This is a genomic window from Kutzneria chonburiensis, from assembly GCF_028622115.1.
Classification (GTDB): Bacteria; Actinomycetota; Actinomycetes; order Mycobacteriales; family Pseudonocardiaceae; genus Kutzneria; species Kutzneria chonburiensis.
The window spans coordinates 2,459,480-2,482,419 of record NZ_CP097263.1 but is presented as its reverse complement, the minus strand read 5'-3'; the positions used below and the strand labels follow the sequence as shown (position 1 = coordinate 2,482,419).

Here is a 22,940-nt window from a genome sequence, read left to right as displayed (position 1 = left end):
AGCCATGCGCGACGACATCGACTACCAGGTGCTGGTCAACGACGAGGAGCAGTACTCGCTGTGGCCGCTGGCCAACGAGGTGCCGGCCGGCTGGCGGCCGACCGGCTTCCAGGGCGGCAAGCAGGAGTGCATGGACCACGTCGACCAGGTGTGGACCGACATGCGCCCGCGCAGCCTGCGCGAGTGGATGGCGACCAATCAATAGCACTATCGCTTCAGTGGCGAGTGAAATCAAGGCTGGGAAAGCAGGGCCGGGAGACCAGGCCCGGAAGACGAGCTGGGGAGGCAAGCCGTGACCTCGACGGTCCGGTCCGTTGTGGACAGATCAACCCTCACGGAGGCGTTGCGGGAGCTGATGGTCCGGCACGACGTGCCGGCGGCGCAGCTGTCCGTGCACACCGGCGGTGAGACGATCACCGTCGGCGTTGACGGCAAGTATCCGATCGGGTCGATCACCAAGCCGTTCACCGCGACGCTGGCGATGCTGCTGGTCGCGGACGGTGACCTCGATCTGGAGGACCGGTTGGGCGAGCACCTGGGGGAGCTCGGCCCGCAGGTCGGCAAGCTGACCGTGCGGCAGCTGCTCAGTCACACCAGCGGCCTGCCGGCGGCGCTGGGCGGCGAGACTTCCTCGGCGCGCCAGTACTTACGGGCCTGCCGTGACGCGGAGCTGGTGTTACGTCCGGGAGTCGGCTTCTCCTACTCCAACGTCGGCTACGTGCTGCTGTCCCGGCTGGTCGAGGAGATCACCGGCATGGACTGGTGGGAGGCCGTCGAGGCGTTGCTGCTGACGCCGCTGGGCATCGAGCCGGCGTTCACCGTCGAACCCGGCGGCAAGCGGTCGATGCAGACCTTCATGGCTGGTCACGCCGGCCGTGGCGTCGCCGTCGAGCAGACGTTGCTGGAGGTCGAGGCCGGCGCCGGGGCGCTGGCTTTGAGCGCCGAGGATCTCGTGACGTTCGGGCTGATGCACGTCACCGGCGACGGGCCGCTGTCGCCGCAGCTGCTCCGCACGATGCGCCGGCAGGTGCCAGGCGTCGTGCCGTTCGGACTGGCCAACGGCTGGGGCCTTGGCCTCGCCGTCTTCGACGGGTGGGTCGGCCACGATGGCACCGCCGACGGCACGTCCTGCCACCTGCGCATCGACCCGGCCGGGGGTCAGGTCGTCGCGCTCACCACGAACGCCGTTTCCGGCGCGGCGCTGTGGGTGGATCTTGTCGAGCGGCTCCGCGCGTGCGGGCTCGACGTGGCCGACTACGACCTGTCGCATCGCCCGGACGAGATGCCCATGCCGGCCGGGCTGACCGGCAGCTACGCCAACGGCGACATGGAGTACTTCGTCGACGCCGGCGACGGCGTGCTGCGCGTCGGCGGCGAGCTCTACCCGGAGCTGACGGTGCACTCCGACTGGGCGTTCTCCGTGCTGGAGCCGGAATCCGGCCAGCGTGTGCTGGGCGGCCGCTTCCTGCGCGACCCGTCGACCGGCCTGATCAACGGCCTACAGACCGGCGGCCGCGTGGCCGCCCGCCGCTGACGAACCCACCCGAGAGAAACGGACATCATGACGACATCCAGGCAGAGCCGCATCGACGCGCTGCCGGCGGAACTGCGCGAGCAGCTCAGGCGACGTCTCGCCGGGCGGGCGAAGGCGTCCGACGGCATCCCGCGCGCCGATCGCCACTCGGCGCTGCCGCTGTCGTACGCCCAGCAGCGCCTGTGGTTCCTGGACGAGTTGCGGCCGGGGGAGTCGGAGTACAACAGCGCCGTCGCGCTGCGGCTGTCCGGTTCCCTCGACGTGGCCGCGCTGGAACAGGCCATCGGCGCGCTGGTCGCCCGGCACGAGTCGTTGCGTACCACGGTGTCCGTTGTGGACGGGGTCGCGGTGCAGTCGATCGCCGACACGGTCGACGTGCCGCTGCGGGTGATCGCGGAGCCGGCCGACCTGGACGAGGTGCTGGCCGACGAGTACTCGCGGCCGTTCGACCTGCGGAAAGGCCCGCTGCTGCGGGCGCTTCTGATCCGGCTGGCCGCCGAGGACCACGTGTTGCTGCTGACCGCGCACCACGTGGTCACCGACGGCGCCTCGATGGGTATCATGATCGACGAGCTGGGTCGCCTGTACGGCGGCGCAACGCTGGCCGAGCTGACCGTGCAGTACGCGGACTACGCCGTGTGGCAGCGCGGCCGCGCGCTGGACAAGCACCTGGAGTACTGGACCTCGCGGCTGGCCGGAGTGGAGCCGCTGGAGCTGCCGACCGATCGGCCGCGGCCGGCGGTGCGGACCTCGGCCGGTGCCGTGCACGACTTCCGGCTGCCGGCAACGCTTTCGGCGCGCTTGACGGAGCTCGCCCGTGAGCACGACACGACCTTGTACGCCGTGCTGGTGGCGGCCTGTCAGCTGCTGCTGGCCCGGTACACCGGCCGGTCGGACATCGCGGTCGGCTCGGTGGTGAACGTCCGCAACCGGCCCGAGCTGGAACGGATGGTCGGCTTCTTCGTCAACACCGTGGTGCTGCGGTCCACTGTGGACGACGAGGTGTCCTTCGGCGACTTCCTGGCCCAGGTCAGGGAGACGGTGCTGGCCTCGCTGGCCCACGCCGAAGCCCCGTTCGACAAGGTCGTCGAGGCAATGCGCCTGGAACGCGATCCCAGTCGAAACCCGCTGTTCGACGTGCTCGTGCTGCTGCACGGGGCATCTGACGCCGCACCCGAATTCGGCGCGCTGTCGGTCGAGCCGATCGACGTGAGCCGGCGGTCGGCCACCTTCGACCTCAGCTTCGAGTTCCAGGACACCCCCGACGGGCTGGCCGGATCCGTCGAATACAGCACCGATCTGTTCGACGAGGACACCGTCGCGCGGATGACCGAGCACCTTTCCACGCTGCTGATGGAGATCACGTCGGTCCGGCGGGTGGGCGACCTGCCGATCGTTACCGTCGGCGAGCGGACTCGGCTGCTCGTCGAGGCCAACGACACCGCGCTGGACGTGACGGCCTCCAGCATTGTCGAGGTCTTCGAGGACACTGTCCGCACGGCACCGACGGCCCGGGCACTTGTGTTCCAGGACACAGAGTTCACCTACGCCGAGCTCAACGCCCGGGTGAACCGGTTGGCGCATCACCTGATCACTTTGGGCGCGGGCCCGGAGCGGGTGATTGCCCTTGCGCTGCCCCGTTCGGCCGAGCTGGTCATCGCCATGCTGGCCGTGTTCAAGACCGGTGCGGTCTACCTGCCGGTCGACCGCGGTCTGCCGAAGGACCGGGTTGATCTGCTGCTTCGCGACGCCGGCACCACACTTGTGGTGGTCGCCGAGGATGACACCACCACACCTGTGGTGGGTGGTCGGGTGGTGCTTTCGGAGGCCGACGGGCAGCACGAGACCAACCCCGACCGTCCCGTGCGGACGGACAGCACCGCGTACATCATCTACACCTCCGGCTCCACCGGCACCCCCAAGGGCGTCGCGGTCGAGCACCGGAACCTGGTCAACCTGCTGTTCAACCACCGCAACGACTTCGCCGCCGGCCGGCGGCTGCGGGTGGCGACCACCGCCGTGTTCTCCTTCGACACCTCGCTCGAGGGCCCGGTGCTGCTGGCCGACGGCCACGAGCTGCACGTGATCGACGACGAGACCCGGATGGACGCCGACGCGCTGGTGGACTACGTGGCGCGCAACGGGATCGACTTCCTCGACCTCACCCCGACCTACCTGCGGCAACTGCTGCCGGCCGGGTTGCTGACCGATCCGCGTCACCGGCCCGGCGTGCTGATGCTCGGCGGCGAGGCCCTGAGCGACGAGCTCTGGCAGGAGCTCTCAGCCGTCGACGGGACGACCGCCCACAACTTCTACGGCCCCACCGAGTGCACAGTCGACGCCCTGTCCTGTGTCGTCGCCGGTGATCAGTCCTCTTTGGGCCGTCCGCTGCGGAACATGCAGGCGTACGTGCTGGACGACTACCTGCGGCCGGTGCCGACCGGTGTCGTGGGGGAGCTGTGCCTGGCCGGCGCGCAGGTCGCCCGCGGCTACCTCAACCGCCCTGGCCTGACCGCCGATCGTTTCGTGGCCAACCCATTCGGCGACGGCCGGCTCTACCGGACCGGGGACCTGGTGCGCTGGCGTGCCGACGGGCGGCTGGAGTACATCGGCCGGGCCGACGATCAGGTCAAGATCCGCGGCTTCCGGATCGAGCCCGGCGAGATCGAGGCGGCGCTGCTCCGCCTGCCCGAGGTGACCGAGGCCGCGGTCGTGGTGCGGGACAACAGACTTGTCGGTTACGTGGTGGGAGACGCGTCCTCGCTGCGGGAGCGGCTTCGCGAGTCGTTGCCGGACTACATGGTGCCGGCGGTGTTCGTGCAGCTGGAGCGCCTGCCGGTGAGCAGCACCGGCAAGCTGGACCGCAACGCGCTGCCGGCGCCGGTCGTGCAGACCGCGGAGTGGGTCGCGCCGCGCACCGACAACGAGCGGCTGCTGGCCGAGATCTGGGCCGGCGTGCTCGGCAGCGAGCGCGTCGGCGTGCAGGACAACTTCTTCGCGCTGGGCGGCGACTCCATCCTCAGCATCCAGGTGGTGTCCCGCGCTCGGGCCGCCGGACTGCGGCTGACCTCGCGTGATCTGTTCACCCACCAGACGATCGCCGAGCTGGCGCTGGTCGTCCGCAGCTCGGCCGACGTCGCGGTGCCGGTGATCGAGGGGCCCGCCCCGCTGACCCCGATCCAGCACTGGTTCTTCGAGACCTACGGGCCGCTGAACCACTTCACCATGTCGATGCTGCTGGAGCTCCCGTCCGATGTGGACCGTGACCGGTTGAGCACCGCGATCGACACCGTGATTGCTGAGCACGAGGCGCTGCGGACCCGTTTCACCTGCGCAGAGGGGGTCTGGCGGCAGGAACCGACGGCCGCGCCGACCGGTGTTCTGGAGACCGGCACGGAGATCAGCCGCGACGGTCTCGACATCACCACCGGTCGCATGGTGAAGGCGATCTTCATCCCGGGCGAGACCCCGTTGCTGTTCCTCGCCGTGCACCACCTCGCCGTGGATGGTGTGTCGCTGCGGCTGCTGCTCGGCGACATCGAGGCCGCGTACGAAGGCCGGCCGTCGGAGCCCACCGGCACGGCGTTCACCCAGTGGTCACACCGGCTCAACGGGCACACCTTCGACGAGGATCTGCCCTACTGGCAGCAGATTCCCGCCGCCGAGCCGCTGCCCACCGACTACGTCGGTGAGAACATCGCCGGCTCCACCCGCACCATCTCCGTCGGCCTCGGCCGTGACGAGACCGATGCCCTGCTGCACAAGGTCCCGGATGTCTATCGCACGCAGGTCAACGACGTCCTGCTGAGCGCACTCGGGCAGGCGCTGGCCGAGTGGACCGGCCGCGACGACGTCCTGATCGCCTTGGAGGGGCACGGTCGCGAGGACCTGTTCGACGGCGTCGACCTGTCCCGCACGATCGGCTGGTTCACCACGCAGTTCCCGGTCGCCCTGACGATCCCGGGCGGCCATGACTGGGACCGGACGCTCAAGTCGGTCAAGGAGCAGCTCCGGGCGGTACCGCAGCGCGGCCTGAGCTACGAGGCCCTACGCTACCTCGGCGGGCACTCGTTGCCCCCGCTGCCGGGGATCTGCTTCAACTACCACGGTCAGTGGGAATCCGGTGCGGCCGGACTGTTCCGTGGGCAGCGCGAGACGCCCGGCTTCGAGCTCGCGCCGGACGAGCGCAATGCCTACCTGCTCGACGTCGCCGGCGCGGTCGAGGGCGGCGAACTGACCCTGACCTGGCTGTATTCCGACAATCTGTACGACCGGCAGACCGTGCGGCGGCTGGCCGACGGGATGCTGCGCGCCCTACGGGAGATCATCGGCCACTGCGCCTGGCCGCTGGCCGGCGGCCGCACGCCGTCCGACTTCCCGCTGGCCCGCCTGGACCAGTCCACTGTGGACGAGCTGGTCGGCGACGGCCGCAACGTCGAGGACATCTACCCGCTGACCCCGTTGCAGGCCGGCATGCTGTTCCACAGCCTGGTCGAGCCGGAGATCTACGTCGACCAGGCGCGGATGGTGCTCGACGGCATCGCCGACCCGGCGGCGTTCGGCGCGGCCTGGCAGGCGGTCGTGGACCGGACCCCGGCCCTGCGTACCCGGCTGGCCTGGGACGGCCTGGACGAGCCGGTGCAGATCGTGCAGCGGCACGTCACCGTGCCGATCAGCTACCAGGACTCGGACGACACAGACCTCGACCTTACTCAAGCCCCGCTGATGCGCCTGGCCATCGTGCCGCTCGGCGGGGACCGCGTCCGGCTGACCTGGACCTCGCACCACATCATGCTCGACGGGTGGAGCCTCGGGCAGGTTCTGGAAGAGGTCTGCGCCCAGTACGGCGGCCAGGTTGCCACCGTGCGCCGGCCGTTCCGCGACTACCTGTCGTGGCTGGCGGCGCAGGATTCCTCGTCGGCGGAGACGTACTGGCGGGAGGCGCTCGCCGGGTTCGAGGCACCGACGCCGCTGCCGTACGACCGGCAGCCGGCGCAGGCCCACCAGGCCCGCTCGGCGCAGTCGGTGCAGGTGACGCTGTCGGAGGATCAGTCCAACCGGCTGCGGGAGTTCGCGCAGCGCAACGGATTGACGGTGAACACGGTCGTGCAGGGCGCCTGGGCGTTGCTGCTGGCGCGTCAGAGCGGCTCGGACGACGTCGTGTTCGGCACCACCGTCTCCGGCCGGCCCGACGATCTGCCGGGCGTCGAGTCGATGATCGGCATGTTCATCAACACCATCCCGACTCGCGTGCAGGTCCGGAGCCAGGACCGGCTCGTGCCGTGGCTGAGGGAGGTGCAGGACCGGCAGACCGAGGCCCGCCGGCACGACTTCGTAGCCCTGGGCAAGCTCCGCGCCTACAGTGACGTTCCCGCTGGTCAGAGCCTGTTCGACAGCATGGTGGCGTTCGAGAACTACCCGTTCGACGAGCGGGCCGGCGTGGCCGTGCGGCACGTGGAGGCCACGGACAGCACCAACTTCCCGGTCGTGCTGCGGGCGTTTCTCGACCGCCGGCTGACCTTCGAGCTGGCCACCGACCCCGACCTGTTCGACGTCCGGACCGCCCGCACTCTCGCCGCTCGGCTGGAGACGCTGATCGTCAACTTCACTGACGATGAGCTGCGCAACCTGCCGTGGATGTCCGACGCCGAGCGGCACGACGTGCTCGCCGGCTGGCAGGGCACGGCCGTCGACCTGCCGGCCCCGACCATCACGTCGTTGTTCGCCGTGCAGGTCAAGGCCACGCCGAACGCCGTCGCGGTCACGTCCGAGGGGACGAGTCTGTCCTATTCGGACCTGAACGCGCGAGCGAACCGGTTGGCGCACAAGCTGATCGCTGAAGGCGCTGGGCCGGAGACGTTCGTCGCCCTGTGCCTGCCCCGGACCGCTGACCTGGTAATCGCCGTGCTGGCGGTGTTGAAGTCCGGGGCGGCCTACCTGCCGATCGACCCGGACTACCCGCAGGACCGCATCTCGCGGATGGTCGAAGACAGCGGAGCGCTTCTCACGCTGACCTCGGTCGATGCCGATGATCAGCCGTCGACCGACCCGGTGATCACCGTCGCACCGGAGAGCCCGGCCTATCTGATCTACACCTCCGGGTCCACCGGCGTGCCCAAGGGCGTGGTTGTCACGCACGCCAACGTGACCAGGCTGTTCGCGTCGACCAGGGACCTGTTCTCCTTCGACGGCAACGATGTCTGGACGCTGTTCCACTCGTACGCGTTCGACTTCTCGGTGTGGGAGCTGTGGGGACCGCTGTTGCACGGCGGCCGGCTCGTCGTCGTTCCGCACGCGATCTCCCGGTCGCCGCGGGACTTCCTACGGCTGCTCGTGGACGAGCGCGTCACCGTGCTCAACCAGACGCCGTCCGCCTTCTACCAGCTGGAACCGGTCGAGGGCCTGGCCCTGCGGTACGTGATCTTCGGCGGCGAGGCGCTCGATGCCCGGCGGCTGGAGGCGTGGTGGGGTCGCGTCGAGCTGGTCAACATGTACGGCATCACCGAGACGACCGTGCACGTCACGCACCGGGCGCTCGATGCCGCAGCTGGCAACACGATCGGCGTCGGCCTGCCGGACCTGCGGGTGTACGTGTTGGATGCGGACCTGAATCCGGTGCCGCCCGGCGTGATCGGGGAGATGTACGTCGCCGGCGCCGGTCTCGCGCGCGGCTACCTCAACCGCCCCGGCCTGACCGCGTCCCGGTTCATCGCCAACCCGTTTATGCCTGGCACCCGGATGTATCGAACCGGAGACCTCGCGCGGTGGCGGGCCGACGGCGAGTTGGAGTACTTCGGCCGCGCCGACCACCAGGTCAAGATCCGCGGCTTCCGCATCGAACTCGGCGAGATCGAGGCGGCCCTGTTGACGTCGCCGCAGGTCAGCGCCACGGCCGTGATTCCGCGTGAGGACACGCCCGGGCACCACCGGCTCGTCGCCTACGTTGTGGGAGAGGCCGCAGACCTGCGGGAGCACCTGGCCAAGTCGTTGCCGGACCACATGATCCCGGCCGCCTTCGTCGAGGTCGACGAGATCCCGTTGACCCGCAACGGCAAGCTCGACCGCCGGGCCCTGCCCGCGCCCGAGGTCGTCAGCCGTGGCTACGTCGCGCCGGTCACCGAGGAGCAGCGCACAATCGCCGCCATCTGGGCCGACACGCTCGGCGTCGAGCGGGTTGGCTTGGAGGACAACTACTTCGAGCTGGGTGGCGACTCCATCCTTAGTATCCGGATCACCTCTCGGCTGCGGGCCGAGTTCGGTGTCGAGGTGTCGCCGCGCGTCCTGTTCACGGCCCCGACCGTCGCCGCGTTGGCGGACGCGCTGCCTGCGACCAGCGAAGTCACCGTCATCCCGGCTGTGCCCCGCGACGGCGAGCTGCCGCTGTCCTATGCACAGCAACGACTCTGGTTCCTGCACCAGTTCGAGCCCGACAGCACCGAATACACCACGGTGTTCGCCGTGCGGCTGCTCGGCGCTCTGGACGTATCGAGACTCCGCACGGCGCTGACGACGTTGATCGCCCGGCACGAGTCGCTGCGCACCACCATCTCCGACCGGCCGAGCCTGGTCGTGCATCCGCCCTACGAAGCGGAATTCACCGACGTCGAAGGCCCGTTCGACCTGGTCAACGGCCCGCTGCTGCGGATACGCCTGACGTCGGCCTCCCCGCGTGCGCACGAGCTCGTGCTGTCGATGCACCACATCATCACCGACGGCTGGTCCATCGGCATCCTCGTCGACGAACTCTCCGCCCTGTACAACGGCTTGGAGCTACCCCCTACCGGTATCCAGTACGCAGACTTCGCCGCCTGGCAACGTGATCAGGACCTGGACGGACAGCTGACCTTCTGGCGTTCAAGGCTGCGCGACGTCCCGGCGCTGGAGCTGCCGACCGACCGTCCCCGGCCGGCGACGCAAACCCACAACGGCGCGGCCATCGAGTTCGACCTGCCGACCGTTCGCCTGGCCGACTGCACGCTGTTCATGACGCTCGTCGCCGCCTGCCAGGCCCTGCTGGCCCGGTGGACCGGCCAGGACGACATCGCGGTCGGCACCGTGACGTCCGGTCGGGACAACGCGCAGCTGGAACGCGTGGTCGGCATGTTCGTCAACACGGTCGTCCTCCGGTCCCATGTGGACGGTGGTCGAACGTTCCGCGACTTCGCCGCCGACGTCAAGCACACCGTGCTGGAGGCCTTCGAGCATCAGGACGTTCCGTTCGAGCGGGTGGTCGACGAGGTACAGCCGTCGCGCGACACCAGTCGGTCGCCGCTGTTCCAGGCCATGGTGACCCTGCAGAACAGCGGGGCCAAGCTGCCGTCCTTCACTGGCCTGACCGCCGCCGAGCTGGCCGTGCCGATGACCACGGCCAGCTTCGACCTGACCTTCGAGTTCGCCGAGAACGGCGATCAGCTGCGGGGTCTGGTCAACTACAACACCGACCTGTTCGACGCCGCGACCATCGAACGGCTCATCGGCCACCTGCGGACGCTGCTGACCACAGTCGCCGACGACCCTGACCGTCCGCTGGCCGAGCTGCCCCTGCTCACGTCACCCGAGGTCGCGCAGCTGATCGAGTGGTCCGGGACGACCTCCGAGGTGCCGGCGACCACGTTTCCGGAGATCTTTGCCGCTCAGGCCGCCGTCACTCCGAACGCCACCGCCCTGGTGCACAACGACATCCGGCTGACCTTCGCCGAGCTCGACGACCGGTCCTCGCAGCTGGCCGCCGAGCTGGTCGATCGCGGTGCCGCCACCGATCGCATTGTGGCGGTGTCGATGCCACGCTCGGCCGAAGCCGTGATCGCCATCCTGGCCGTGCACAAGGCTGGCGCGGCGGTGCTGTACCTGGACCCGGAACTGCCGGCCGACCGTGCGGCGTTCATCAAGGCCGACGCGCAGCCGGTGCTGGTGCTGACATCTGCGAGCTCAGACGCCGAGCCGCGGCCGCTGCCGGCCCCGCAGCTCGACAGCGCCGCCTACGTCATCTACACCTCCGGCTCCACGGGCATGCCCAAGGGCGTGGTGATCAGCCATCGGGCCCTGACCAACCTGCACTTCGACCACGGCGATGACTTCGCCGACGGCCGGTGGCTGAAGGTCGCGCTCACCGCATCGCTGTCGTTCGACGCGTCGTGGGAAGGCCTGCTGCTCATGGCCGGTGGCCACGAGCTGCACATCGTCGACCCGGAGACGGTGCTGGACCATGACGTCGACCTGATCAACTCCACGCCGTCGTTCATCCGGCACCTGCTGGCCACCGGCCGGCCGATGCCGCCGGTCCTGGTGCTCGGGGCCGAGGCTGTCGACGAGCAGCTCTGGCATGACCTGCAACAACTTCCCGGCACGCGGGCCTACAACCTGTACGGCCCCACGGAGTGCACGGTTGACGCCACCATCGCACCGATCGTCGGGCGCCGGCCGGTGATCGGCCGGCCGCTGAGCAACCTCCGCACCTACGTCCTGGACGACTCGCTGCGGCCGGTGCCGGTCGGCGTGGCCGGGCAGCTGCACATTGCCGGCGTCCAGCTGGCCCGCGGCTACCTCAACCGCCCTGGTCTCACTGCCGCCAGCTTCATCGCCAACCCGTTCGGCGCCGGCCGCCTCTACGCCACCGGCGACCGTGTCCGCTGGACCACCGACGGATCCCTGGAATACCTGGGCCGCATCGACGAGCAGGTCAAACTGCGCGGCTTCCGTGTCGAACCGGGCGAGATCGAGGCCGCCCTGCTGCGGCTGCCGTCGATCGAGCAGGCCGCCGTCGTCGTGCGGGACAACCGGCTTGTCGGGTACGTGGTGGGGGACTCCTCCGATCTGCGGGACCGGCTGCGGGAGTCGTTGCCGGACTACATGGTGCCGACGGTGTTCGTGCCGATGGGCCAGTTGCCGGTCACGACCAGCGGCAAGGTCGACCGCAAGGCCCTGCCGGCCCCGGTGATCGCGGCCGAGGAGTGGGTCGGGCCGCGCACCGAGAACGAGCGGATCCTGGCCGGGATCTGGGCCGACGCATTGGGTGTCGAGCGCGTCGGCGTGACGGACAACTTCTTCGCGCTGGGCGGCGACTCCATCCTGAGCATCCAGGTCGTGTCCCGGGCCCGCGCGGCCGGTCTGACGCTGGTGTCCAAGGACGTCTTCCGGCACCAGACGATCGCCGAGCTGGCCCGGGTCGTACGGGCCGAGCAGGCCATCGTCACCGACGCGGGCGGGACGGCCCCGGTCACACCGATTCAGGCGTGGTTCCTCAACAGCGGCATCGACGCGTTGACCATGTCGCTGGTGGCCGAGCTCGGCCCGGATACCGATGTGGACCGCCTGCGTTCGGCCCTGGTCAAGGTGATCGCCCACCACGACGCGTTGCGCACGAGGTTCACGCACGTGGATGGCCTGTGGCAGCAGGAGGTTCAGGACGAGTGCGAGCACGTTGGCTGGAGTTTCGACGCGCCCAGCCTGGCGTTGACCATCAACCACCTGGTTGTCGACGGAGTGTCGTGGCGGATCCTTCTGGACGACATCGAGTCGGCCTACCACGGCCGGCCGCTGCCGCCCAAGACGACGTCCTATGTGGACTGGGCTCGTCGTGTTGCCGCCCACGACTTCTCGGCCGACCGGCCATACTGGGAGCACACGGCCTCGGTGGACGGCAGCCTGCCGGTCGATCTTGAGGAACGCCTCGGACCAGCGAGACGATCTCCGTCCGGCTGGACGCCGAGACCACGGATGCATTGCTGCGCAAGGTCCCGGAGGCGTACCGGACGCAGGCCAACGACGTGCTGCTGAGCGCACTGGGCCGGGCATTGGCCGGCTGGTCCGGGCAGGACACGGTGCTGGTCGGTCTGGAAGGCCACGGCCGTGAGGACATTGTGGACGGTGTCGACCTGTCCCGCACGGTCGGCTGGTTCACCGCCGAATATCCCGTGGCGCTGGACATTCCGGCGGCGGACTGGGGCGTCACGCTGAAGTCGGTCAAGGAGCAGCTGCGGGCCGTGCCGTCCAAGGGGCTCGGCTACGGGGCGCTGCGGCACCTGCACGGCGCCGCCCCGGAAATCACGCCGGACATAAGCTTCAACTACCACGGCCAGTGGGCCGACGACCCGACCGGCTTCTACCGCTCAATCACCGGCGGCGACCAGGAAGGCTCCCGCACCTACCTGATCGACGTGATCGGCATCGTCCAGGACGGCCGGCTGGAACTCGGCTGGACCTACTCACCGGAGATCCACCACGCTTCGACGGTCCAGCACCTCGCCGACACGATGCTGTCCGGCCTGCGGGAGATCGTGGCCCACTGCGCCGAGCACGGTGGCCGCACGCCGTCGGACTTCCCGCTGACCCGACTTCGTCAGTCCGAAGTGGACACGATCGTCGGCGATGGGCGGGGAGTGGAGGACATCTATCCGCTCACCCCGTTGCAGCAGGGCCTGTTGTTCCACAGCCTGGTCGACCCGGACCTGTACGTCGACACGCTGCGGATCCGCATGGCCGGCATCGACGACGTGCCGAGGTTCCGTGAGTGCTGGCAGCGGGTCGTGGATCGGACGCCAGCGCTGCGAACCCGGCTGGTGTGGACCGGGGTCGACGAGCCGGTGCAGGTCGTCGACCGGGTCGCCCGGCTGACCGACGGCCCGATCAGCCTGGACCGGTCGCCGCTGACCAGGATCGACATCACCCGGCACGGCGACGAGATCGAACTGGCGTGGACCTCGCACCACGTGCTGATGGACGGCTGGAGCCTGGCCCAGGTGTTCGCCGAGGTGTGCGAGGAGTACTGCGGCCGCACGCCGACGATCACCCGCCGCCCGTTCCGTGACTACCTGGAATGGCTGGCCGCGCAGGATCACGTTGCGGCCCAAAGCTACTGGCGCGGCGTGCTGGACGGCGTGGCGAAGACGGCGCTGCCGTACGACCGGCAGCCGGCCGAGGCACACCGGTCTCGGTCGAGCGGGTCGACACGGATCACGGTAGCCGGGTTGGCGGAGGTCGCTCGGCGCAACGGGATCACCGTGAACACGATGATCCAGGCCGTGTGGGGCCTGGTGCTGTCGCTGTACTCGGGGGAGCGGTCGGTGCTGTTCGGCACCACGATCTCCGGGCGGCCGGCCGAGCTGCCGGGCGTGGAGTCGATGATCGGCCTGTTCATCAACACCGTGCCGACGCGGGTCGACGTGGGCGACGAGCCGGTCGGCGAGTGGCTACGCCGGTTGCAGGACGAGCAGAGCGTGGCCCGGGACAACGGGTTTGTGCCGGTAGGCAGCCAGTTCGACAGCATGGTGGTGTTCGAGAACTACCCGATCAGCGAGCCGGAGGTGTCGGGGGCACCGCGGGTGCTGTCGGTGTCGTCCGGCGATGTCACCAACTTCCCGCTGTGCCTGCGGGCGTCGATGGACGCCGAGCTCACGCTCGATCTTGGCTACGACCCGGCGCTGTTCGACGCGAAAACCGCCGTTGACCTGCTGGAACGTGTCGGAAAGTTGATCAGTGGGCTGGGGGCGGATTTGAGCGCCCCCGTATCAAGCCTACCGTGGTTGGGCGGGGACGAGCTGCGGAGCATGATCCACGACGCGGCTGGGGAGCACGGAAACGTGCCAGCTGCTAGCATCCCGGCGCTGTTCGCCCGGCAGGTGGCTTCGACACCGTCGGCACGGGCCGTGACCTGCGGCGATACGACTCTGACCTACACGGAGCTGGACGGCCGGGCCAATCACCTGGCCCACCGGCTGCGGGCGATGGGGGTGCGGGCCGAGGACCGGGTTGCGCTGCTGCTGGAGCCGTCGGTCGAGCACGTGATCGCGGAGCTGGCGGTCCTCAAGGCAGGTGCGGCCTATGTGCCGCTGGACGTCCGGGCGCCGGAGGAGCGGCGGCGGGCGATCGCGGGCGACAGCCTGGTCATCGGCCCGGAGATGATCACCCGAGACGTCGCCGCGATGGCCCCCGACGTGGAGACGCACCCGGACAACCTGGCCTACGTGATGTACACGTCGGGCTCGACGGGCACGCCCAAGGGCGTGGCGGTCCGGCATCGCGACGTCGTCGCCCTGGCGCACGACCGCCGCTTCGACCGAGGCCACGAGCGGGTACTGGCGCACTCGCCGCTGGCCTTCGACGCCTCCACCTACGAGCTGTGGGTGCCGCTGCTGCGCGGCGGCGAGGTCGTGCTGACAGGCCGACCGGACCTGACGGTCGAAGACCTGCGCCGCGTGATCGCCGACAAAGGCATCACCGGCCTGTGGCTGACCGCCGGCCTGTTCCGTCTCATCGCGATGCAAGACCCTAACTGCCTTTTGGGTCTTACAGAGGTCTGGACGGGTGGCGACGTCGTCCCGGCCAACGCGGTCCGGGGCGTGCTCGACGCCTGCCCGGGTATCGCGGTGGTCGACGGCTACGGCCCGACCGAGACCACGACCTTCGCGACCTCGCACCGCATGACCGGCGACGTCCCGGACTCGGTGCCGATCGGGCGGCCGCTGGACAGCATGCGCGCCTACGTCCTCGACGCCGAGCTGCGGCCGGTGCCGAACGGCGCGCCGGGGGAGCTGTACATCGCCGGCGCCGGCCTGGCCCGTGGCTACCACGACCGGCCGGGGCTGACCGCGGACCGGTTCGTGGCCGATCCGTTCGACGCGGGCCGGCGCATGTACCGCACGGGCGACATCGTGCGGCGGGTGAACGGCGTGCTGGAGTTCCTCGGGCGGGCCGACGACCAGGTCAAGATCCGCGGGTTCCGGATCGAGCTCGGGGAGATCGAGACGGCGCTGACCGCGCAGTCGGACGTCGAGCAGGCGGTGGTGATCGTCCGTGACAAGCGGCTGATCGCCTATGTGGTCGGCGCGGCCGATCTGGCGGCGCTGCGGGCCGTGCTGCCGGAGTACATGGTGCCGGCGAGCGTGATCACGCTGGACGAACTGCCGTTGAGCCGCAACGGAAAGGTCGACCGCCGCGCGCTGCCGGAGCCGACGGCCGCCGACACCGACTTCGTCGCGCCGCGCACCGACCTGGAGGCCACCGTCGCCGGCATCTGGGCCGAGCTGCTCAACCTGCCCAAGGTCGGCATCGACGACAACTTCTTCGAACTGGGCGGCGACTCCATCCTGAGCATCCGGCTGGTGTCGCGGCTGTTGGCCGACTGCGGCGTGTCGATCTCACCGCGTGCGCTGTTCAGCCATCCGACCGTGGCCGAACTCGTCGGCAGCTTCGCGGGGATCGAGGAAATCCCGGTTGCGCCAAGGGATCTGCCGTTGCCGCAGTCGTACAACCAGCAGCGGCTGTGGTTCCTGGACAGCTTCAACCCCGGCGGCGACGAGTACGTCACCAAGCTGGCGATGAGGCTGCGCGGACCGCTCGACGCCGACCGGCTGGCCGACGCGTTCACCGAGGCCGTGGCCCGGCACGAAGCGTTGCGCACGACCTTCGACGACGGTGTGCAGATCGTGCACCCGCCGCACGCGGTGACCTTCAATGACAGCCGGCCGTTCGACCTGCGTCGGGGGCCGCTGATCCGGCCGCGCCTGGAGCGCCTCAGCGACGACGAGCACGTGCTCACGCTGGAGATCCACCACATCGTCACCGACGGCTGGTCCAACGGCGTGATCCTGGACGAGCTGATGGCCTTCTACCGTGGCGAGAATCCGGACCGGCCGAAACGTCAGTATGCGGATTTCGCCGCCTGGCAGCGAAACCGCGACCTCGACGACCAGCTGGCCTACTGGACGAACGCCCTGGCCGAGCTGCCGGCGGCCGACCTGCCCACCGACCGGGCCCGCCCGGCGGTCCGCACCACCACCGGTGCCGTGCAGGAAAGTGTGATCCCGCAACGCATCGCCGCGAAGCTGCGGCAGATCAGCCGTCGGCACGAGACGACACTGTTCACCACGCTGACCGCCGCCTGCAACATCCTGCTGTCCCGGTGGACGGGCCAGCGGGACGTGACCGTCGGCACCGTCACCAATGGCCGCGACCGGGCGGAGCTGGAACGGGTGGTCGGCTTCTTCGTCAACACCCTGGTCCTGCGTTCGACGGTCGACGGCACCTTCGACAACTACCTCGACACCGTGCGAGGCAACGTCCAGGAAGCCTTCAGCCACCAGGACGTTCCGTTCGAACGGGTCGTCGATGCCGTGCAGCCGCAGCGCGATCCCAGCCGCACGCCGCTGTTCCAGGTGATGGTCGTGCTCCAGAACGCTCCGCAGGCCACGCCGCAGCTGCCCGGCATCGAGATCGAGGACTTCGCGCTGCCGCTGAAGACGGCCAACTTCGACGTCACCATCGAGTTCCAGGAGCAGGACGGTGACCTGCTCGTCGCCATCACCTACAACGCCGACCTCTTCGATGCCGACACCATCGCCCGGCTCACCGAGCACCTGGGTATCCTGCTCGACGGCATCGCCGCCGAACCGTCGGCCAAGATCGCCGAGCTGCCGCTCCTGACCGCCGGCGAACTCCAGAACCTGGCCGCCTGGAACAACTCCACTGTGGCCACGAAGCCGTGCACGGTGGCCGAGCTGGTCGAAGGCCAGGTGGTCCGGACACCTAACGCCCTAGCCGTTACCGGGGCCGAAAGCGTCACCTACACCGAGCTCAACGCCCGCGCCAATGCCTTGGCCCGGGTGTTGATCGAACGCGGCGCCGGCCCGGAGAAGATCATCGCACTGGCCCTGCCGCGGTCCGTGCAGATCGTCATCGCCCAACTGGCGGTGGCCAAGGCCGGCGCCGCGTTCCTCCCCGTCGACCCGACCTACCCGGTCGAGCGCATCAACTACATGCTGGCCGATGCCAAGCCACACCTCGTTGTCACGCAACGAGACCTGGCCCCGGACACCGAGATCCCGCTGCTGCTCATCGATGACTACACCGGCAGCGAGGAGACGAACCCGACGGGTCGGCACCGGATCGACCAGCCGGCCTACGTGATCTACACGTCCGGCTCGACCGGCCGCCCCAAGGGCGTCGTCGTCACCCACACCGGCCTGGCCAGCTTCGCCGCCGCCGAAGCGGCGCACTTCCAGATCCGGCCCGGCGACCGGGTGCTGGCCTTCTCCTCGCCCAGCTTCGACGCCTCGATCCTGGAGCTGTGCCTGGCCCTGCCGTCCGGGGCGGCGCTGGTCGTCCCGCCGCCCGGCCCGCTGCTCGGCGACCAGCTGGCCGAGCTGCTCCACGAGCAGCGGATCACGCACGCCCTGATCCCGCCGGCCGCGCTGGGCACGCTCCCGGACGTCGCGTTGCCGCACTTCACCACCCTGATTGTCGGCGCCGACGCGTGCCCGGCCGAGCTGGTCGACCAGTGGGCCCCGGGCCGCCGCATGATCAACGCGTACGGTCCGACGGAGTCCACCGTGGTCAGCACCTGGTCCGATGAGCTGACAACAGGTGTTGTCCCGCCGATCGGGCGGCCGATCCGCAACACCAAGGTCCACGTGCTCGACGACGCGCTCAAGCCGGTCCCGGTCGGCGTGCCGGGGGAGCTGTACGTCGCCGGCCTCGGCCTGGCCCGAGGCTACCTCGACCGCCCCGGCCTGACCGCGTCCCGCTTCGTCGCCAACCCCTTCGAGCCGGGGCAACGGATGTACCGCACCGGCGACGTCGTGCGCTGGCGGGCCGACGGGCAGCTGGAGTTCCTCGGCCGCGCCGACGACCAGGTCAAGATCCGCGGCTTCCGCGTCGAACTCGGCGAGGTCGAGGCAGCGATCCGCCGCCACCCGGACGTCCGCGAGGCAGTGGTGATCGCCCGTGACAAGCGCCTGATCGCGTACGTGGTCGGCGAAACGACCGGGCTGCGGGCCTTCCTGGCCGAGACGCTGCCGGACTACATGATCCCGGCCGCGTTCCAGGAGCTGGAGTCGTTGCCGCTCAACCCGAGCGGCAAGGTCGACCGCAAGCGGCTGCCGGACGTGACCGTGACGGCCGGCGGCGATCACGTCGAACCACACACCGAGATCGAGCATGCGCTGGCCAAGATCTGGTCGGACGTGCTCGGCGTCCAGAACGTCGGCGTCACCGACAACTTCTTCGAGCTCGGCGGCGACTCCATCCTCAGCATGCAGGTGGTGTCCCGGGCCCGGCAGGCCGGCCTGCACCTGGCCTCCAAGGACGTCTTCCTGCACCAGACCATCGGCCAGCTGGCGTCGGCGGTGACCGCCGTGGCCAACGCCGGCGAGCGCCGCCAGCTGGTCACCGGCCCGGTGCCGCTGACCCCGATCCAGCAGTGGTTCTTCCAGCACCACACCGTGAATCCCCATCACTTCAACCAGTCCCTGTTGGCCGAACTCGTCGACAACGTGGACGAGGAGGCGTTGCAGCAGGCCCTGCAAGCCCTGTGGTCCCACCACGACGCCCTGCGGATGCGCTTCGACGGCGAGCAGTACAACGCCCCGCTGGAGCCGATCCCCTCGCTGATCCGGCACGAGTTCAGCGAGGACTTCGCCGACGAGGTGCATGCGAGCTTCGACCTGACCACCGGCCCGCTGTTCAAGGCTGTCCTCTTCGACCGCGACGGTCAGCCCTGGCTGTTCCTGGCCGCGCATCACGTGATCGTCGACGGTGTGTCGTGGCGGATCCTGCTCGACGACCTCGACACCGCCTACCGCCAGGCCGCCCGTGGCGAGGAGATCGACCTCGGCCCGAAGACCACGTCCTTCCAGGAGTGGTCGAACCGGCTGACCGAACATGTTCGCAACGGTGGCCTCGATGCCGAGTACTGGCAGGACATTCAGGCCTCAGAGCTGCCGACCGATCACGACGGCGACGACCCGACGACCGACACCGTGTCGATCGTCCTGGACGAAGCCGACACCGATGCCTTGCTGCGCAAGGCACCCGCGGCCTACCGCACCCGGATCAACGACGTGCTGCTGACCGCGCTGGCCTCCGCGCTGTCGACGTGGACGGGGGAGGAGCGGGTCACCATCGACCTGGAGGGGCACGGCCGTGAGGACGTGCTCGACGACGTCGACCTGACCCGGACCGTCGGCTGGTTCACCACGATCTTCCCGGTGAGCCTCACCGTCGGCGGCGACTGGCGGACCCGGATCAAGTCGGTACGCAAACAGCTGCGAGCCTTGCCGGACAACGGTTTCGGCTACGGCGCGCTGCGCTACCTCGGCGGTGAGGTGCCGGTCGTGGAGCCCGGCATCGCCTTCAACTACCTCGGCCAGTGGGACGCCGCCGACGGCCAGGCCGGCGGCGGGCTGTTCGCCGCCACCCACGGTTCCTTCGGCCGTGATCACGATCCGGCCGAGCGCAAGGCGCATCTGCTCGACGTGGTCGGCGCGGTGCAGGACGGCAAGCTGGCGTTCTCCTGGCTCTACCAACCGGCCCGACACGAACGGTCCACTGTGGAGAGAGTCGTGCACGACTTCGCCGAAGCACTGCGCGCGATCGCCGAGGACTGCCGATGAACCGGTCATACCGCTTGCTGTGGGCCGGACAGGCGCTGTCCACCGCGGGCTTCAGCGGCTCGATGATCGCGTTCCCGTTGCTGGTGCTGGCCATCACCGGCTCGCCGGCCGTGTCCGGCTTCGTGCTGGGCGTGGACGCGGCGGCCCAGCTGCTCGCCGGCCTGCCGGCCGGCGCGCTGGTCGACCGCTGGAACCGCAAGATCGTCATGCTGTGTTGCGAAGCGGCGCAAGGGATCGTGGTGGCCAGCCTGGTCGTCGCTCTGGTGCTCGGCGACGCCACGGTGCCACACATGATCTTCGTGGCGGCGACGATGGGTGTGTGCCGGGCGCTGTTCCTGCCGGCGGAAAACGCTGCCGTGGCCCAGATCGTGACTCAGGAGCAGCTGTCGACGGCGGTGGCGATGAACTCCGCCCGCGGCGCGCTCGGCCAGCTCACCGGCACGGCCGCCGGCGGCTTCCTGTACGCGATCGGCCGGGCTGTGCCGTTCGCCGTCGAGGTGCTGACCCACCTGATCAGCTTCGTCGCGCTGCTGTTCGTGAAGGTCCCGCATCGACGGCCGGAGAAGGTGGAAAGCAGCGACCTCGCCAAGGAAATGGTGGAGGGACTGCGTTTCGTCTGGCGGCAGCGACACGTCCGCGCCACGGTCGCCTGCGCGGTCAGCCTGAACTTCTTCTTCTCCGCCTACTACGTGGTTCTCGTCGTGCTGGCCAAGGAACGCGACGTGCCGTCGGGCGAGATCGGCATCATGGCGGCGATGCTCGGCGTCGGCGGCCTGCTGGGCGCGTTGCTAGCACCGACCTTGCAGAAGGTGATCAGCCCGTTCCTGTCCATTGCCGGCGTGTTCTGGGTGCTGACCGTGCTCACGCCGCTGGCGGTGTTCATCGACAACGGCTACCTGCTCGGACTTCTGTTCGCCGGCATGGCTTTGCTGCCGCCCACGGCCAACACCACCATCGCCACGTCACAACTGCTGCTCACCCCCGAACGCCTGCACGGCCGGATGACCAGCGTGATGGCGGTGATCTCCGGCGTGTCCGCGGCCGCCGGGCCGGCGCTGGGCGGCGTGCTCGTGCAGCAGTTCGGCGGATCCGACGCGATCCTGTTGTGCGCCGCCGGCATCGCCGTCGTCACGGTGGTCGTCACGGTCAGCCCCACCATGCGCGCCTTCCCCGTCACCGACCGAGTCAAGGAGCCCACCCCATGACGCTCGCCCCGCCGCGGTACGCCTTCGAGGACCGCCTCGACCAGTGGATCGACCGCCGCGCCGCGGAACCGGTCTACCTGGACGAGGAGAACGGCATGTGGCGGCTGCTCGACCACGCCGCCGTGTCCCGCGTGCTGTCCGAACCGGGCCTGTTCTCCAGCGACTTCTCCGGTCTCGCGCCCGTGCAGGAGGACTTCGAGGCGTTCCGCAGCGGCATGTTCCTGACCATGGACCCGCCCAACCACCGCAAGCTGCGCACCCTGGTCAGCCAGGCCTTCACCCCGCGCACGGTGGCCGGGCTGGAGCCGCGCATCTGGGAGATCACCGAACAGCTGCTGGACGGCGTGGCCGGCCAGAGCCGCTTCGACATCGTCGACGAGCTGGCCTATCCGCTGCCGATCCTCGTGATCGCCGAGCTGCTCGGTATCCCGGCACAGGACCGGGAGCTGTTCGAGAAGTGGGCCAAGGTGCTGTTCAGCGGCGACCAGCTGACCGAAACCTCCACCATGGCCGAGATCGAGGCGGCGCTACAGATCATCGCGCCGACCATCCGTGAGATGAACGAGTACGTGCTGGCCCACATCCGACACCACCGGGCCAATCCCAGCGACGGCCTGACCAGCAAGCTGATCCGCGCCTCGGTCGACGGGGAAAGCCTGACCGACCAGGAGATCGTCGGTTTCGTCGCGTTGTTGTTGGTGGCCGGGCACATCACCACCACGGCGCTGATCGGCAACGCCACCATCAGCTTCGACCGGCACCCGGAGGCGTCGGCCGCGCTGCGCGACGACCCGTCCCGGATTCCGGTGGCACTGGAGGAAGTCCTGCGCTGTCTGCCGCCGTTCAACGAGCTCGGCCGGCGCACCACGACCGAGGTCGAACTGGGCGGTCGCACGATTCCGGCCAATTCGATCATCATGGCCAACATCGCCTCGGCCAACCGCGACCCGGCGGTTTTCGTTGACGCCGAACGGTTCGACTTCGCCCGCAACCCCAACCCGCACCTGACCTTCGGCCACGGCATCCACTTCTGCCTCGGCACTCCGTTGGCGCGCATGGAGGGGCGCATCGCGTTCGAGGCGCTGCACCGCCGGTACTCGACGTTTTCCGTGGCGCGCAACGAGCCCGTCGAGTTCCAGAATCCGGCTATGATCGTGAGCGTTCGGCATCTGCCGCTGGATGTCGAGGCACGGTAACCCTCGTTACTCACCCCATCGGCTACTTTCCTTGCACGATGGGATGATTGCCGCTGATCGGGCCTGCGGATAGCGTTCGGCCGTGACTCCCACGCTGCGCTCCGAGCGCCTTCTGCTGAGCCCCTACACGCCCGAGGACTCCGACGACTTCGTCGCGCTGTTACGTGACGAGGAGGTCTGTAGATGGATGGGGCAGGAACGGCAGCCCGAAGAGACGATCAGAACGCTGTTCGGGCTGCTGTTCACCGAGGTGTACCCGAAGAACATGTTCGACGTGTGGGCGGTGCGGCTGGACGGCCGCTACATCGGCCACGCCGAGCTGAAGAAGACCGGCAACGTCGACGGGCACGAGCTGATCTGCGCCCTGATCCGTGACGTGTGGCGGCTGGGCCTCGGCACCGAGCTGTCCTACCGCGTGATCGACTACGGCTTCGACGAGCTGGGCCTTGACGCCGTGCACGGCTGCGTGGCCGCCGAGAACACCCGCTCGCTGGCGATGGCCATGAAGGCCGGCTTCGAGATCGTGCGCGACGTGACCGGCGAGGACGGCAAGGTGACGCGGGTGGTCACGCTGCGCGCCGCCGACCGGCAACTGCTCCGGAAATAATTGCGTGCCCCG

At 69.2% G+C, this 22,940-nt stretch carries 7 protein-coding genes; all 7 read left to right on the top strand.

Going from position 1 to position 22,940, the window contains the following annotated elements; all coding sequences use genetic code 11:
• Nucleotides 1-4 precede the first annotated feature (4 nt).
• The 7 genes from M3Q35_RS11480 to M3Q35_RS11450 all read left to right on the top strand — a co-directional run bounded on the left by M3Q35_RS11480 (nt 5) and on the right by M3Q35_RS11450 (nt 22,928).
• Nucleotides 5-205: an MbtH family protein gene (locus tag M3Q35_RS11480; RefSeq protein ID WP_273941669.1), complete on the top strand. Its 201-nt coding sequence runs from the start codon at nt 5-7 to the stop codon at nt 203-205.
• An 87-nt stretch (nt 206-292) separates the two neighbouring features.
• The gene (locus tag M3Q35_RS11475) at nt 293-1,534 is read left to right on the top strand and encodes a serine hydrolase domain-containing protein (protein WP_273941668.1); all 1,242 of its coding nucleotides are present in this window, start codon (nt 293-295) and stop codon (nt 1,532-1,534) included.
• Nucleotides 1,535-1,561: 27 nt separating this feature from the next.
• Complete coding sequence (locus M3Q35_RS11470; protein WP_273941667.1) at nt 1,562-12,310, top strand: non-ribosomal peptide synthetase; 10,749 nt, start codon at nt 1,562-1,564, stop codon at nt 12,308-12,310.
• Nucleotides 12,256-19,920 (top strand): non-ribosomal peptide synthetase, encoded by a 7,665-nt coding sequence (locus M3Q35_RS11465; protein WP_273941666.1) that lies wholly within the window; start codon nt 12,256-12,258, stop codon nt 19,918-19,920. Before M3Q35_RS11470 ends, M3Q35_RS11465 begins: the two co-directional genes overlap by 55 nt.
• Nucleotides 19,917-21,125: an MFS transporter gene (locus M3Q35_RS11460; protein WP_273941665.1), complete on the top strand. Its 1,209-nt coding sequence runs from the start codon at nt 19,917-19,919 to the stop codon at nt 21,123-21,125. The genes M3Q35_RS11465 and M3Q35_RS11460 overlap by 4 nt, the downstream gene beginning before the upstream one ends.
• Nucleotides 21,122-22,321, top strand: coding sequence for a cytochrome P450 (locus M3Q35_RS11455; protein ID WP_273941663.1), 1,200 nt, complete (start codon nt 21,122-21,124; stop codon nt 22,319-22,321). The genes M3Q35_RS11460 and M3Q35_RS11455 overlap by 4 nt, the downstream gene beginning before the upstream one ends.
• Nucleotides 22,322-22,403: 82 nt before the next feature.
• Nucleotides 22,404-22,928 carry a GNAT family N-acetyltransferase gene (locus M3Q35_RS11450; RefSeq protein ID WP_273941662.1) on the top strand — a complete coding sequence of 175 codons (525 nt, stop codon included), beginning with the start codon at nt 22,404-22,406 and terminating at the stop codon, nt 22,926-22,928.
• Nucleotides 22,929-22,940 lie beyond the last annotated feature (12 nt).